Here is a 14,094-nt window from a genome sequence, read left to right as displayed (position 1 = left end):
TCCAATTCTCAAAGATCTATTTCAAGGATGCGTTGTCATGTATTGGTGCTGTTCAAGCTCAAGCAACTGCTTGAGCGTCGTATCGATTGAAATCAACTGCACGAGCATTCGTTGGTTGATGTCGTTGTCCGGGCGTGGCGTGCAATGGTACGCGTCGGGTTGTGTGAGCACACCCGCCTGCGCCTGCTTCGCGAGAGCAGCGCTATCAACGCCCTCCTGCGCATGTGCCGAAGTTCCTACAATGAGCAATGCGGCGATTGCCGTGACTTTAAACATGCGCATCATCGTCGTGCTCTGCCTGACTGCTTTCATCGGTTTGCTCCATGGAACGATCTGCCGCGGCCCGTCCTTTAGCGCCGCGCTTGCCTTTACGACGCGCTTGGAACAATTGCATGCGCAGGTCCGTGTCACCATGTGCCTCCCGCGTACAGGCCTCCCAAATCGCGACGTTATCCAAGCTGCTGGAGAGCACCGCGATCTCGTCGTCCATGCCGCCCAGGTCGAGCGTGACAAACGCCGACTGATTGCTTTGCTTGATTAAAAACGTCCGCGCTTCCTTCGGAAGCTGCTTATACGCATCAAACTCGCGGTCGGTCATGTTCAGAAGCTTGGCGCTTTCCCGTTTGGCCTCCGGATTCGGCAAATAGCATTTCGTCGCGGTGAGATCACGTATTTCCGCAAAGACCGGGCATTGAATCGCATCCTCTGGTGATTGCGAATCCAGTATCAGAAACTCGTCTGCCTTGCGGCCAGTCTTGAGCGACTTGCGAATCAAGGCCTGTGTGCTCGGATAGCTCGCCGGAAGCCAGAATTCCGCTATCACCGTGGCAAGCAAGCCGCCCTTTCTTTGCATCTGCTCCTTGAGGTAGAGCAAATGCGCAAGCACCGGCTCCGTTGCCGGATAATCCTTTTTCAAAAAGTCGCTTACATCGAAGCCAATACGACGGACCTCGGCAATATTCGTCAACGCCCGGGGCACATTGTCCAAGGCCCATGCAAAACGACCGTCCGTCGCCCCGCACCACTGACTCAAGCGCAGCCACAGGCTATTGTGCTCACCCGTATCCGGGATGGATTCCAGCAGACGGCTGAACGTACGGTGCTCGATATTTTCGAGCTTCATTACGGTGTCTACCGCGTGCTTGATATGGCGTTGATCCTCGGCACTGAGCTTGCCGTTCTCGTCTCGGCAACAGGCACCGACTAAGTCATACAGGTGCGCGAGGTGACGTTTGGTGTACGGCAGCGCGAACGGTGCAAGACCCGTCGGCTCCCCTTCACGCAGCGTGTAATATTCAGCCCCGATTTCCTCAAGGAAGATTCTGAGACCTTGATCCAGATCCAAGGCGAATATCTTTGGATCGAACCGTTCCAGAAAGGTGAGCAGCATGGTCTCAACGGTGGTTTTACCCGTGCCGGTCGCACCCAAGAGCAAGAGGTGGCCCGCGACCTTCTCACCCACGCTATTCTCATCGAGGCGAGAGGCGTGGCAATTCAAACTAAACAGGCTTTTTGCTACCGTATGCACCGGCATCAGCGCGGAACCGTCACCCAGTGGATTACCCCGAGCCTTGCCCGCCGAATACGTGTGCATCGAGAACGACGAGGCGAGGTTGCGGGTCGACTTCGGCATCGGACGCGGCTTTTTGCGGAAACCCGGTACCTGACTCAAATAGGTATAGGGTGCCGATGCGGTTGCCTTGACGAACTTGAAACCACAGTCATTTAACGCGCGGCTCGTAACGTACGCACCATTGCTTATCGCCTTCGCGGCGGTTTCGCCATACACAACCAATGCGCCGTGATAGTCGCCAAACGCCAGATCGCGACCGGCGATGAGCGCCACGGCCTGATTCAGCTCCTTGATCTGATGGTGCGCCTTGTCGCCGACCGATTTCAGGTGATTGATTTGATCTTCAATCGTCTTCATCGCCTGCGCCGTGCTCAAGCAGCCAAAACTTTGCGTGAAGGTGAATTCGACAGGCAGCGTGAGCAGCGGGTTCGTCTGCCCCCATCCCGCATTCGGAAAGTCCTTGAGGTCATAACAGACGGCAAATCGCGTCGACGTGTCGGTGCGCAATTCGACGGTGTCATAGTGGAAATGCAGGTGGGCGGTCGGAATCAGGTCGCGGCCGGTCGCCTGCGTGACGGGCACGCGCTCATCGATCCCATTAAGCAGCTCACCGATGAATTGGTACGCCTCCGAAAACACGACACCATTGTGTCCATATGCTTGCAGCAGTTGCGGATCATAGGCGACAAGGGCCTTGGTTAAGCCCTCGCCCAACTCCTCAAGCTCACGCAAGGTCTCGTCCAGATCGTCACCGGTGAGGATCGCGGTGATATAAAAGCTATTCTCGAAATGGTCGTGTTTGCGAAAACGCTCAAGGTATTTGTCAACCGTGCGCTGAATGAAAGGGCTAGTGAAGCGGTATTCGTCGCCGAAGGAGATGCGCCGACGGCGAAACGTCATCCACAATGCGAGACGATTGCCCTTTTCCAAGGTCATGGCGGCAAGCTGGCGATTCCAACCATCGTATCGCGCCTCTATCTCTGCACGGCTCACCGATTCAAACGGCACGCCGTTCACGCGGATCACGATGAAGGCACCACCCGAATCCAGGCTCGTCGCCGTTTCAGAAACGGGCCGGCCAATCTTAGGCAAATGATCTTCGACTGCCGAGACAAGCCGGGTCAAACTATCATTCATCGATATTCTCCAAGTTTGGCGACAGCAAGCTTTGACGAAGTATTTCGAATCGCACGAGATCTCTTCCCCCCGAAAACGAACGGGTATACAAGTCGAGGTCACGTCCATAGCGCATTGGTGCGAGCGTGTAGGTCTTGCCGAAAACAGAAACACGTCGGCGATTGATCCAGCAGCAAAATTCCAGCCACATCAAATGGAGCGCCCGATCGTCGGTGAGACAGACTGAACGAAAGAACATGAATACCGGCACGCCCGCCGAGCCGATCAAAAGCCCGCCCGGCCCAAGCGCGAAGCCACCAATCAAACTACTGATCAAGGATGTGCAGGCGATGATCAGTGCCGCGAACATCGGCACGCCACCGATCATCGCCGCACGATTGAGCCCGGCGTACGACGGATGCAGGATGCGCTCCTCCTCAACGGTCATCATGCGAACAGTCCAAACGCCCAGCCGGCAAGGACAAGCGAACCGCCCACCGCCGCCGTCTTCGCGATAGCACCGCCGAAGTCATGAATCCAGTCTGCCTTGTTGGACCAGCACTGAATGCCCACCCACAGTAGGTATGAACCCGCTAGAACGCCGACGAACCCATAGAACCATAGCGTGAAATTACTCACTGCTTGGGTACCGGCAGTGAGCCCACCACCCGCCCAACTTGGCCCGGCCAATACCGAGAGGATGGCAAGGACCCCCACGCGCCACATGTTCACGCGTAGTGAACCGGCTATACGAATTAAACGGTCGTTAATAGACATACTGCGCATCTTGCACTCCATCAAAAATCCCCCAGGGCGTCCCAAGCAGGGTGTTGATCAATAGGCTTATCCTGGCCAGGCCCGGCGCTATCGCGCGGCACTGGCTCACGCCGCGGGCGCGCGATCGGCGCGGGCGATTCGCGAGTCGGTACGACATCGATCGGCGGAACACTCTCAGGACCACCATTCACCCGCGCCGCGTTTGCAACCACGCGCTCGACATAACTCGTTGCGTGACTATCGGGTACGAAACCCCGCGTGAAATTGCCACTGTAATAACAACTCAACGCGGCCCGCAAAGCGGCCTGGGGCGTTCGGCCCCCTGCAAGTGCGCGGTCATAGCAGCCGGAGAGAATTGCGCCACCTGCACGCAGATTCGCGCACGGATCGAAAGCCGTTTCGTGCGACAAATCGTAGGCGCGCAGATTCGCTCGGTTGATCTGTGTCAGACCCATGCTGTAATTCCACCCCGAAGCGTCCAGCGCCCGTACCGTCGCGATCGCTTCATCACGATTACGTGGCTGCCGCATTAGCTTCCCACCCACCACGCCGATCGCATATGGGTTAAATCCGGACTCTGTCTTGACAAGCGCGCGCAGCGTGGTCGGGTGGACCGAAGGCGCGCACTGCTGAGCGAGCATCGCAAAGTCGATTGGCATCACCATGGCTCGGACGATAATGAATGATTGATGCTCACACGCCGGACCGGCGCGATCTGGACCGCTGCGCGATGCACTTAACGGTGGCAACGATTAACAATGGCACTTGAAAAGTGGCCAAAACCGCTATCGAAGCCAAAATCGCTAGACTGAAAGCGCACGGCATCATGACCCATAATGACAAGTCTTGAACGCGATTGACGGCCCAAGCAAAGTAAGAGTGTATAAATAACCGCATCCCACCAGCAGCCCAGGCAATTAGTACAACTAATTCCATAAAGCCAATAATGATTGGCTCGGAGATCACGTGGCTTAACAGTTTGCGCATGATTCACCAGTCCCGGCTATCGCGGGGCCACCCGCACTTGTAGAGGAAATAAGCGATCGACACCCAACCGGAAACGACAATCGCGACTTCGATCAGTTCAGGCAGCGTGGAATGTCTTTTGATCAACCAAAACACAAAACCCATCAAAGATGTCGTGACTATGAACAAGAGCAACCCGCGAATGACCTTGCGAATCAAACCGAGAATTCCGCCTAACACGATCTCCTCCTTTGCATGTGGTAAATGCAGTTTCACTGGAACCACTTCATTTACGTTGCAGCCGAAGTGTTTCCAGCAGTAGACATATCTGCTGCGCTTCGGACCATGACGTGCTGTTACTTCACATAAAATAGTAATACTAATTGAATAGCGATTTCTTCAGACTTGCGACGTGTGTATATTGACTTCGGCATCGTCTCGCCGAAGTCAAACCGTCACTTTTTACGGCTTATGGCGTAAATCATCTGACGATAAACGCCATATTTTCCCCTCTGTCTTGATCGTCAGATTCCGACAGTCAACACAGTGTTGTGAAACAAACGCAAGCACGTCATCCAAATATCGCCAAGTCTTGGTCGTACCACGATTGGTTTGCAGCATGTGGCTATGATCCACGTTTTTTTGTGAGTCCAGGATAGTTGCCTTAATTACCCATTTCCCAACATCCGCTTTAAAAACCTCTAGCGAGTAATTGTCAGCCCCCGTCAAGGCAACAGCCGCCAATTCCCTAAAAGTAAAGAACATATAGCCCTCATCCGTTAGCACAGGATCGTATTTTCGCTGAGCCAACGTTATATAGGGAGCTGCGCCGCAAATTCTTTTACACTATACATCAAAATTGATGTTTTGAAATCAAAAGATGCTTATGCGCTTATGCCAATATCATCTTTTTGACGTTCAATACATACTTTTCGTTCCGTTCGCGCATTTCTACTCGCGATGTGTCAGAGGACTCCCTGCGGGAACGACCTCGGCACCACGCTCGGACAAGGCGGCTCGAATCTTCCGCGCAAATTCCACTGCGTGCGCACCATCACCATGTAGGCACAAGGTTTGAGGTTTCACCTCTATTTCGCTACCATCACTCAACCGAATGCGCCCACCGCACACCATCTTGATCGCTTGCCTACATGCCTCATCGTCGTCCTGGATCACTGCGTTCGGCTCCGATCGCGGCATCAGCTTAGCCAAGGGCGTGTAACCTCGGTCAGCGAAACCTTCATCGATGGCGATCAACCCTTCTTCCCGCGCAACCTGTACGAGTTGCCCACCCGCAAGGCCAAACACCGCGAGTTTGGGATCGAAGTCGCGTACTGCATGCACGATCGCACGGGCGAGATCCACGTCGTCCTCGGCCTGGTTGTATAGCGCCCCATGAGGTTTAACGTGCGTTAAGCGTGCACCCTGTGCTGAAGCAATCGCGGCAAGCGCTCCTATCTGGTACTGAACACCGGCATAGACCTCTTCTGGCGGCAAAGACATCGCAGTACGGCCGAAATTCTCTCGATCCGGAAAGCTGGGATGCGCACCGATAGCGACACCACCTCTTAATGCAAGTGAAACGACTCGGCGCATCGTCATAGCGTCGCCAGCATGCCATCCGCAAGCCACGTTAATGGACGTAGCGTATTCAATCAACGCCTCATCGTTTCCACAGCCCTCGCCCATGTCAACGTTCAGATCAATTTTGTTCGCACCCATCACTTGCCCCTTCTTTGAATCGTCAATTCTCTATGAAGACACTTGCCCTGCTTACTGAGCGTGCTCAGCGGCAATGAAACCGGTTACAGCACCGACCTAACTATTTGGCTATATTCTGTTGGCACATGCGAGAGCCATTGCTGCATCCGCGCATCACCCGCATCACGAAGATATGCCTGCAATGCATCACCAATATCGGTGTTGACTCGAATGCCCGACGAACGCATGGCCGTATAATTTTGCTCGATGCGCGCTGGCAGAGCGGCCCATTGACGACGCTGTACTTCCTCAGCTGCTACATCCACCTGATGTTTCTGCTTTAACGGCAACGCTTCGTAGGCCGACTGGCTCATCACCACGAACGAAACCGGGAAGGCATAATGAATCGCCGTGAAATTCGGCAGTTTCCCAGCGAAAGACCTGCCTACGGCGCCGTCGCCAGAAGACAGTACGCCATCCAGTTCCCCCCGCCCGAGCAACGCGCTCACCTCCAACACAGGCATCTCCGAAGCTTGCATGCCAAGGTCGGTAAGTACCTGTGCTGAACTTGCATCGTAGGTTCTGACACGCATTCCTGACAGGTCTGCCTCTACAGTTATCGCCCGACGAGACCAAAGCCCGGTAGGTGGCCAGGGCGAGATAAATAGCATGTGAAGACCGGCCCTCAACAACGCGCGACGGTATAGAGGTGTAAGGGCGATCGTAAGGCGCTGCGCTTGCGCAAGGGACGTAACCTGAAAGGGAATCGTAGGCAAATCGAATATCGGATCTATCCGGGAAAGCGACCCGGTGAATACATCCGCGAGTTGCAAGCGCCCGCTTTGAACATCAGAAACAAGATCTTTCCCACCGGCCTTGGCCTTGAACTGCGGCGCAATAACAATGTCGCCTGCCGTCTTAGCGTTCAATTCACTGGCAAAAGACGCGACACCCTGGCCCGCGATCGTGTCACGTGGATACGCCGTGGCCATTGACCAAGTCTGCTGAGCATGGACCAAGTGAGATCCTACGCAGCACCCGAGAGCAAGGGCGATAGCAAGTTGCTTGGATAGTCGACCTAATCTACTCATTTTTCCCATTGCGAACAACGACTCAAGAGAACTGCCGTAGGTCGCCGCCCGCCCTGGACACCGATCTAACGGCTCAACGGGCTAGACTGTAGCGCAAAAATCTAGGGTAATTCCATTTCCGAATTACCATTACCAAATTCGCCAGAATTTGTTATTATTTTAGGTTTTTCTTCTATTTCAGCAAGCCATTATCGAATGCTATGGTTGCTGCCTTGTTGATATTGGGCTGCCCTAACTTCGCTGTAATGCCTGGATACACCACACCATAGACCGTTTTCACGGACACCCGCAGGGCTTGCGCGATATTCGCGGCCGTCCCACCCGCTCGAACGATTCTCAGCACCTCTAACTCCGTGGCGCTTAAACGAAATTGGGTGATCGCTAATTGTTCCAGGCGCGCCAGGCGCCAGTCCAATAATTCGCACGCCAGCATCCTCAAATGGCGTCGATTGCGCCATAAGAGTTCATCACCTGTCGTCGAACGCTCCCCGTTGCTCACTTGGAGCATGACAAGCGCAGATTTCGATCCAGCGTGAACCGGACAAACGAGACTATTTCTAAATCCATGTGCAGCAGCCTCTTCTAACCAGTGCACATCGTTATAAGACCTTAGTCGCGATAGTAGTGCTGGTGTGGCATTGCGTTTCGCATACTCCAGCAGTGGATCATTCATATACCAGACATTGTCCAAGTACTTTTGCAACCACGCCGGATGACAACCGACCAGATACCGCTGCTCCCTCACGTCGTTGGTCTTTGCATCCAGCACCAACCAGCTGAAGATGTACTGATCAGCTCCGAGCGCCTGAGTAACCGTTTTTACAATCGGCAGCAGGTCCGTCTCGTCGCCACACGCCTCTATGCGATCAAACTCGCCAAACATATCGATGGCTTTAAAAGCATGATGCCCACGTACTTCCCTAGCCGCGTCGGAGTAATGTTTCAGCAAGCTTTGAAAAGTGCTTTGAAGACTATCGCCCAGGGGGTCGGCGGATAAAAATTTATGCAGCCCCTGCTCATTTTCAACGGGATACAACTGTGTAAGTGTCGCCTCGTCGGCGCGCACGAGTTGTCGTTCTATCGAAAAAAGACCGGCCTGCGAACGGAACAAGCGAATCGTGACTGAATCGCGATTGATCCGGCTTACGGACTCGTAGAGTGGTTCGCGTGCGGCATCCGTGGTTCTATCCATTGCGGTAGTCATGCGACTAGGCCCTGGTGGCGATAGGCAACATCGCAGCGGACACAGGCCGGGAGAAATAGAAGCCCTGAACCGTCATATCACCAAATCGCGCGAGCCACGCCACTTGTTCACGTGTTTCGACTCGCTCAATCACCACAGAAAGTCCTCTTGCGCGTACGAGGTCAATGAGATGCGCCAACATCTCGGAGGCTTCGTTTTCAGACGGCACTTGTTGCATTAAACGCCAATCAATCTTAATGCCATCTATTGCCGCGTTACCGAGGCATGACAAGGACGAGCGGCCTGAACCGAAGTCATCGAGCACGACCTTAACGCCCGTCTTGCGCAAAGCTTCTAACTCTGACTTAACCGTGACGTTCTCGTCATGGAGCAAGGTTTCACTGACATCCAGATGCAAACGATCCGGTTCGATCATGTACTCATTCAGGCACCGTGCAACCGTGCGCGAAATGGCACCGATCGCGAATTGGACCGGCGACAAATTGATGGTGAGTGATAGCGGGCGCGGATCATAGCTCTGCCACGCCTGAAAATCCTGGCAGGCCTGCTCAAGCACAAACTCACCGATCTGGACAATAAAGCCGCTTGTTTCTGCAAACGAGAGAAAATCTGCGGGAGGCAAAACGCCTTTCTTAGGATGCCTCCATCGAACTAGCGCTTCGACCCCGCGCAATTGCCTGTCAAGACCCACTATCGGCTGATATTCCAGGAAAAACTCACGATTGATGATGGCATATTGAAACTCTTGATGCCTCTCGATATCCTGCAGAGCGCGTTGGGATAACTCCGGCGTGTACGTACACTGATGACTAAGATACTCCGCTTTCCCTTGTTCCTTAGCCGAATACATCGCGAGATCGGCTTGTGTAAGCAAATCGAATTCGTTGTCGTCAGCTTTATCATAGGCAGTGATGCCGATGCTTAAGCAGATCAGATAGCTGTTTGCGCGTATAACGAAAGGGCGCTCGAAAGCCTTGATGATGACCCTGCAAAGTGCTTGCGCCTTCCTTGCAGCATCGGTGCTTTCAACGAGGATGACAAATTCGTCGCCGCCGATGCGGGCAATCAATCTCTCCTTCCCAACAGCATCTTTGAGCCTATACGAGACCTGCAACAAGAGTTCGTCGCCTTTTTTATGTCCCAAGGCGTCGTTCACTCTTTTGAAGTTATCGAGATCGATATAGATCATCGCCAATTGGCCCGATGGTCCCAAGGCATGCATTCTTCGGCGCAGCGTTTCCGTAAGCAAGTATCTATTCGACAAACCCGTTAAGGAGTCCGTCTCCGCCACTGCCTTTAATCTTGCAAGCATCAGAGTGACAATGCCTGCGACGATGAGAATCAAGAGGCTAATGAATGAGGCCAGCCCCAGGTAGAAGACTTTCCAGTGCTCGGAGCTAGCAAGTTCGTCTCTCTCGGAGAGTCCGACGATAACGGAAACCGGATACTGGGCCAGATGGTGATACGTGACAAATCGCCTTACACCATCGACCGGGTCGGTGAACACCCCGCCATTTGACCCGATCATGTCGCTGTACGCTGAGACCGAAGGGCCTTCATGTGAGGAGCTCGCCGAGCCGGTTCGGCGCGATATCAAATATCCGTAGTCCGATATAACAGACAGCAGTGTGCCAGGCGCAAGGGTACCGGCACCATAGAATCCATCGGTAAGAAAATTCGGACTTTCAGAGACAACGACGATGCCAGCGAAGGAGCCGTCTGGATTATCTAATCTGCGAGTCAGTTGTAGGGTCCACTTCCCGGAAACACGGCCGATGACGGGCTTGCTAATGTACAGGCCGGCGTCGCGATTGTTCGCGTGGATCAGAAAGTGCGGCCTGTCTTGTACGTTTATTGCTTCTATGGCCGGCGTTGTTGTCTGCAGAACATTCCCGTCCTTGCCGACAATCGTCACCTGCACGACCGTGTCTCCGGACATCAAGCCCCGATTTTTGTAATCAGATAGGGTGAATGAGCGAGGAGCCTTCTCGTACTCGTATTCCACCCACCTTGCTATGGTATCGGCGTCGTTGAGGTTCTTTGCAACGTGGGCGGCAAACGTCTTGGACAACTCGATGCTAGCGGCAACTGCTCGATCTCTTGCCTCCCGCTGGTCCACTGCAATTCGAACCAGTGTGCTTGTGAAGATAACGATGACGAGCAAAACGGCGATTCCGCCTATCACCGCAGTAGCCGATGATGAACGATAGCGGTTTTTCTCTGGCCGATCTTTGCTTCGGCGTTTGATAGTCGCTATGCCTTGTCGCGTCATGACAGATATTCTCCCCTCTATTTTATAGATAATAAATAGGGTGGCAGACCAAGCATTGCTGTGTATTAGTTCAATGCTAAGGCGTTTTTCCGTTAGCGCCCTGACGCACCTGGGAGAGGGAAATATAACGCAAATCACCTACTCCAAGGTCCGCTTGGCGTTAGTGACTTCGAAGTATTTTTAACATTAAATATTCCTAATTGTTAATTGTGTCATTCATCCACCCTCGTGCGCGAAGCAGGCAGAGGTTGACTTCACGAATGCTCTTCTGCTCGCGCAGCGCGATTACCGCGTGGTTCACATCTTTGAGCGTTTCTTTGGCGTTCGCGCTGCTACACAGGAACGATAGCGACGCCGTCGGCCATTGGTGCTGATGCTCAGCCAGCAAGAAAGACAACCAGGTCCGCTGCCAGCCGATTTGTCGCGCTTGCTGGGTCTGGGCTTTCGGAAATTCTTTGTCTTCAAGCTCATGCGTGAAGCCAGGCAATGCGGCAAACGACTCTCTGAGGTCGTGAGCGTGGCTTGGGAGCATCTGAGCCAGGCACGCTCACCGATCAGCTACCTAAACGCCCTCCTACTCAGTTCGACCGATTTCCACACCCTCGCCCGGCAGCGCGCGCTTCGCGACACTCAAGACCACGCCACGCAGCGCGACCGTGTGCAGCGAGCAGAGCTCACCCGTGCCCTCGCCGGCAGGCGGTTTGTCGATGCGCAGCACACGCGCCGCTTCGAGGTATCCAGCGACGGGGCAGTCGTCTCGGTCCACGGGCCTGGCCAGCGTGTGCGCAGTGCAGGCGGCGCTTGGCACCAGGCATTTGTGCGGGCCTTGCGGCAAGGCCAGGTGATTGCGCAGCCTGATTCGCTATCCCCTGTCGCTGCGCCCATGCCATCGGGCGTACCGCTTTAACGTCGTAACTTTATATAGTTATGCAGTCACATCTCATCAGACGCCCCGGCGCTAAACCACGTCAGGTTAAAACGGTATGCAGTGATGCAGTTTTAACTTTACGCAGTTATGACGTTACAACGTTGAAACGTCATGCATTTGTAAATTTTTGCAGTTGAAACGTTTTACGGTTATGAAGTTATGACGTTTCGCAGTTCTAACTTTATGTAAGCGCGATGAAAGCGATCAAAGGTGTTGAGGATCTCGCAGCCCAACTAACGAGTGCCGCGAGAGCGCCGCTTGTTTCGCCCGCCGAGCGATCTATAAGTCCGGCGGAACGTGGGAGTGAAAAGCGTGCGCGTGCCGACACGCTGCAATTGACCTTGCGGCCGGCACGCACCCTCTACGAGCGCTACGTTGCTATTGCCGCGGCCCGCATCCAGGCGCGGGGCCTGACGGTGACGGTGCAAGAAGTGATGTTAGAAACGTTGGAGGAAGCACAGACATGATCACGATTATCTACGTGGGTGGCCAGAAGGGTGGCACTTCCAAGACGACGACGGCACATTTGCTGTGCCTGGGTGCCGTGTTGAAACGGCAGCCGGCGGCCTAGGTGCTGACTGATCCGCACCGACGCGTGAAGAGTGAGGGGCGTCCATATGGCGTGCTCGATGGCAGGGACGGCAACGCACTTGCGCAGGTCATCACATCGAGCCGCGTGACGCAAAACGGCTGGCTGATCATCGATGGCGGTGGCAATCGTCCTTCATTCGACCAGGTCATGACACGGCAGGCCGATTTGACTTTATTGCCCTTCAGGGCGTCCGAAGAGGATACCGACGCGGTGGCACTCGATCTCGAGAGCTTGCCGAACGCGATTGCGCTGCCGGCGGCTTGGCCGACGAACCGATATGCCCGGGCCAGCGCGCAACGGCTCATCGAGGAACTGTCCGGACGATATCCGGATCGGGTGGTGAGCTCACCCGTGGATTTCGTCAATTCCACCGCGGAGCTGGTGGGGACGTCATTGGACAACCCGGCATCCTTGCTTCGCAATGCGGCACGCAGCGCGTTTGCGCTGCTTCAACAGGTTTGGTTCACGCGCGCTGATTCGCTGTCGCGGGACACCGCGGCGTGACGTGACAGGGCGCCTTGAAGCAGCCCCCGCAGGGCATCCACATGCCGTTTCGTATCGGTTGAGGATCGGCGTTCTGGGTGGCGAAGCTTGTTTGGGTTTCGCGGCTGAGAGGCATCGCCGAGATCACGGTGCAGCGATAGCTGACCGCACTGAACGGCGTTGACCAAGGTCATCAGAACCGTACCCGTTGCGAATCGTGGAACGATCTCAGTGGGTGTACGTACAGCGGCGTGACTCCCGTCGGCATCGAAGGTGACAATGGCGCCCTGAGCATCCGAATAGGTTTTCCCTCTGACTTCATCGAGGAGCTGGCGTTGCGCGGTCTGCTCGCGCGATTTGAGATCCTCGGTTTGGGAGGTGGCGCGATTTACACGGGCGATGTGAGCGAAATCGATCGGCTTTGCCAGCAATGCTTGCAAGTAACAGATTGGCTTGGAGGCGGCCTTTAAATGCGTCCAGGAGGCTTCGACGACATCGGACAAGCGCTTGCCGTTCTTCGAGGCGATGCGCATGAGCTTAAAAATAAAATATTTCCCAAAACCCAGTTCAAGCAAGCGTTGCAAATCTTGCGGCAGGGCGCCTGGTTGTCTTTCTTGATTGGGTTGAGGGTTTACTTCCTTATATATAGCACCGTCTGCCAGGTTGGCAGGCGGACTCACCTGCTTGCCGGTCTGATGGACATCGACCGGCTGTTGCAGGGGCATTTCAGCTTGAATGAGTCCGAGGGTAAGGGCGGCAGCTTCTGTGAGGTGCAGGTAGGCTCGCCCGAACAGTCCGGCGTTCTTGTAACGGCGCTGCTCGGGACGTGTGATGAGGCCGGCAGCTTCGAGATCATCGAGCGCACGGAAGAAGGTTCGCTCGGAAAGCATGGCGCGGTCGATGAGCAATTCACGACGGGCGAAGATGGCTGCCAGGGGATCATCGGCAGATACGGTACGAGCGAGGGCGGCGAGAACGGATCGGGCGCGAAGGGGGAGAGCGTGAATGCGTTCGGCGCGAAAAGCGGCGCGAAACGAGATCCAACGCAGATTGGTGGTATCGGTCTCGTGGGGGCTAGCCAGAGATGCAGCGTTGGTGAGAGGAGTAGCTGGTTCATTAGGGTAAGTGTCACCCTCGCCAGCAACGAAGCGTTGCGCGATCGACATGATGCTACGGTCCATTAAAAAATGGGTCGCAAATGCTTGACTGCCGATCGCAATGAGATACACTTCAATTGTCATCAGAAGTGCAGGGCGATCAGCATCAAGCCCGAAACAAAGAGAGCCTCCAGGTTGCCGCCTGGGGGCTTTCGCCTTTCTAAGAGGTCTTCGGGTGGTTCATAAAATGAAGTCCTTGAAATATATAGGTTTTATTTGGAGCGATCCCCGCAA

At 54.7% G+C, this 14,094-nt stretch carries 14 protein-coding genes; 3 read left to right on the top strand and 11 right to left on the bottom strand.

Annotated features, from left to right (window positions below):
- Nucleotides 1-21: 21 nt before the first annotated feature.
- From SJQ66_RS05035 to SJQ66_RS04990, 10 genes are all read right to left on the bottom strand, one after another.
- Nucleotides 22-312, bottom strand: coding sequence for a hypothetical protein (locus tag SJQ66_RS05035; RefSeq protein WP_320533846.1), 291 nt, complete (start codon nucleotides 310-312; stop codon nucleotides 22-24).
- The gene (locus tag SJQ66_RS05030; protein WP_320533845.1) at nucleotides 269-2,710 is read right to left on the bottom strand and encodes a VirB4 family type IV secretion/conjugal transfer ATPase; all 2,442 of its coding nucleotides are present in this window, start codon (nucleotides 2,708-2,710) and stop codon (nucleotides 269-271) included. Before SJQ66_RS05030 ends, SJQ66_RS05035 begins: the two co-directional genes overlap by 44 nt.
- Nucleotides 2,703-3,140 (bottom strand): VirB3 family type IV secretion system protein, encoded by a 438-nt coding sequence (locus SJQ66_RS05025; RefSeq protein WP_320533844.1) that lies wholly within the window; start codon nucleotides 3,138-3,140, stop codon nucleotides 2,703-2,705. Before SJQ66_RS05025 ends, SJQ66_RS05030 begins: the two co-directional genes overlap by 8 nt.
- Complete coding sequence (locus SJQ66_RS05020; protein WP_320533843.1) at nucleotides 3,137-3,475, bottom strand: hypothetical protein; 339 nt, start codon at nucleotides 3,473-3,475, stop codon at nucleotides 3,137-3,139. Before SJQ66_RS05020 ends, SJQ66_RS05025 begins: the two co-directional genes overlap by 4 nt.
- An 11-nt stretch (nucleotides 3,476-3,486) precedes the next feature.
- On the bottom strand, nucleotides 3,487-4,125 hold the full coding sequence (locus tag SJQ66_RS05015) for a lytic transglycosylase domain-containing protein (protein WP_407691468.1): 639 nt from the start codon (nucleotides 4,123-4,125) through the stop codon (nucleotides 3,487-3,489).
- A 331-nt stretch (nucleotides 4,126-4,456) separates the two neighbouring features.
- Nucleotides 4,457-4,672, bottom strand: a complete 216-nt coding sequence (locus SJQ66_RS05010) for a hypothetical protein (RefSeq protein WP_320533841.1) — start codon at nucleotides 4,670-4,672, stop codon at nucleotides 4,457-4,459.
- 711 nt (nucleotides 4,673-5,383) lie between these two features.
- Nucleotides 5,384-6,154 carry a 5-oxoprolinase subunit PxpA gene (gene pxpA, locus SJQ66_RS05005; RefSeq protein ID WP_320533840.1) on the bottom strand — a complete coding sequence of 257 codons (771 nt, stop codon included), beginning with the start codon at nucleotides 6,152-6,154 and terminating at the stop codon, nucleotides 5,384-5,386.
- An 83-nt stretch (nucleotides 6,155-6,237) separates the two neighbouring features.
- Nucleotides 6,238-7,125 (bottom strand): TRAP transporter substrate-binding protein DctP, encoded by an 888-nt coding sequence (gene dctP / locus SJQ66_RS05000; RefSeq protein ID WP_320533839.1) that lies wholly within the window; start codon nucleotides 7,123-7,125, stop codon nucleotides 6,238-6,240.
- A 271-nt stretch (nucleotides 7,126-7,396) separates the two neighbouring features.
- A complete protein-coding gene (locus tag SJQ66_RS04995) occupies nucleotides 7,397-8,428 on the bottom strand; it encodes a helix-turn-helix transcriptional regulator (RefSeq protein WP_320533838.1) in 1,032 nt (343 codons plus the stop codon).
- 4 nt (nucleotides 8,429-8,432) lie between these two features.
- Nucleotides 8,433-10,700, bottom strand: coding sequence for a bifunctional diguanylate cyclase/phosphodiesterase (locus SJQ66_RS04990; protein ID WP_320533837.1), 2,268 nt, complete (start codon nucleotides 10,698-10,700; stop codon nucleotides 8,433-8,435).
- Between the two features lie 373 nt (nucleotides 10,701-11,073).
- On the opposite strand from SJQ66_RS04990, the gene SJQ66_RS04985 reads away from it, so the two are divergent.
- The 3 genes from SJQ66_RS04985 (at nucleotide 11,074) to SJQ66_RS04975 (ending at nucleotide 12,724) form a co-directional block, all read left to right on the top strand.
- On the top strand, nucleotides 11,074-11,607 hold the full coding sequence (locus SJQ66_RS04985; protein ID WP_320533836.1) for a hypothetical protein: 534 nt from the start codon (nucleotides 11,074-11,076) through the stop codon (nucleotides 11,605-11,607).
- Between the two features lie 215 nt (nucleotides 11,608-11,822).
- Complete coding sequence (locus SJQ66_RS04980; RefSeq protein WP_320533835.1) at nucleotides 11,823-12,095, top strand: hypothetical protein; 273 nt, start codon at nucleotides 11,823-11,825, stop codon at nucleotides 12,093-12,095.
- A gap of 104 nt (nucleotides 12,096-12,199) precedes the next feature.
- A complete protein-coding gene (locus SJQ66_RS04975; RefSeq protein WP_320533925.1) occupies nucleotides 12,200-12,724 on the top strand; it encodes a hypothetical protein in 525 nt (174 codons plus the stop codon).
- Here the strand turns inward: SJQ66_RS04975 and SJQ66_RS04970 are convergent.
- The gene (locus SJQ66_RS04970) at nucleotides 12,670-13,944 is read right to left on the bottom strand and encodes a Replication protein O (protein WP_320533924.1); all 1,275 of its coding nucleotides are present in this window, start codon (nucleotides 13,942-13,944) and stop codon (nucleotides 12,670-12,672) included. The genes SJQ66_RS04975 and SJQ66_RS04970 overlap by 55 nt on opposite strands.
- Nucleotides 13,945-14,094 lie beyond the last annotated feature (150 nt).

Source organism: Robbsia andropogonis (assembly GCF_034047095.1).
GTDB classification, from domain to species: Bacteria; Pseudomonadota; Gammaproteobacteria; order Burkholderiales; family Burkholderiaceae; genus Robbsia; species Robbsia andropogonis.
This window is presented reverse-complemented; position numbering and strand designations above follow the sequence as displayed.

Coding starts and splice junctions, on each gene's coding strand:
- SJQ66_RS04995 (WP_320533838.1), bottom strand. CDS start 8,428: ATGACTACCGCAATGGATAGAACCACGGATGCCGCACGCGAACCACTC.
- SJQ66_RS05020 (WP_320533843.1), bottom strand. CDS start 3,475: ATGCGCAGTATGTCTATTAACGACCGTTTAATTCGTATAGCCGGTTCA.
- SJQ66_RS04970 (WP_320533924.1), bottom strand. CDS start 13,944: ATGACAATTGAAGTGTATCTCATTGCGATCGGCAGTCAAGCATTTGCG.
- SJQ66_RS05015 (WP_407691468.1), bottom strand. CDS start 4,125: ATGCCAATCGACTTTGCGATGCTCGCTCAGCAGTGCGCGCCTTCGGTC.
- SJQ66_RS04990 (WP_320533837.1), bottom strand. CDS start 10,700: ATGACGCGACAAGGCATAGCGACTATCAAACGCCGAAGCAAAGATCGG.
- SJQ66_RS04985 (WP_320533836.1), top strand. CDS start 11,074: ATGCTCAGCCAGCAAGAAAGACAACCAGGTCCGCTGCCAGCCGATTTG.
- pxpA (WP_320533840.1), bottom strand. CDS start 6,154: ATGGGTGCGAACAAAATTGATCTGAACGTTGACATGGGCGAGGGCTGT.
- dctP (WP_320533839.1), bottom strand. CDS start 7,125: ATGGCCACGGCGTATCCACGTGACACGATCGCGGGCCAGGGTGTCGCG.
- SJQ66_RS05035 (WP_320533846.1), bottom strand. CDS start 312: ATGAAAGCAGTCAGGCAGAGCACGACGATGATGCGCATGTTTAAAGTC.
- SJQ66_RS05025 (WP_320533844.1), bottom strand. CDS start 3,140: ATGATGACCGTTGAGGAGGAGCGCATCCTGCATCCGTCGTACGCCGGG.
- SJQ66_RS05030 (WP_320533845.1), bottom strand. CDS start 2,710: ATGAATGATAGTTTGACCCGGCTTGTCTCGGCAGTCGAAGATCATTTG.
- SJQ66_RS04980 (WP_320533835.1), top strand. CDS start 11,823: ATGAAAGCGATCAAAGGTGTTGAGGATCTCGCAGCCCAACTAACGAGT.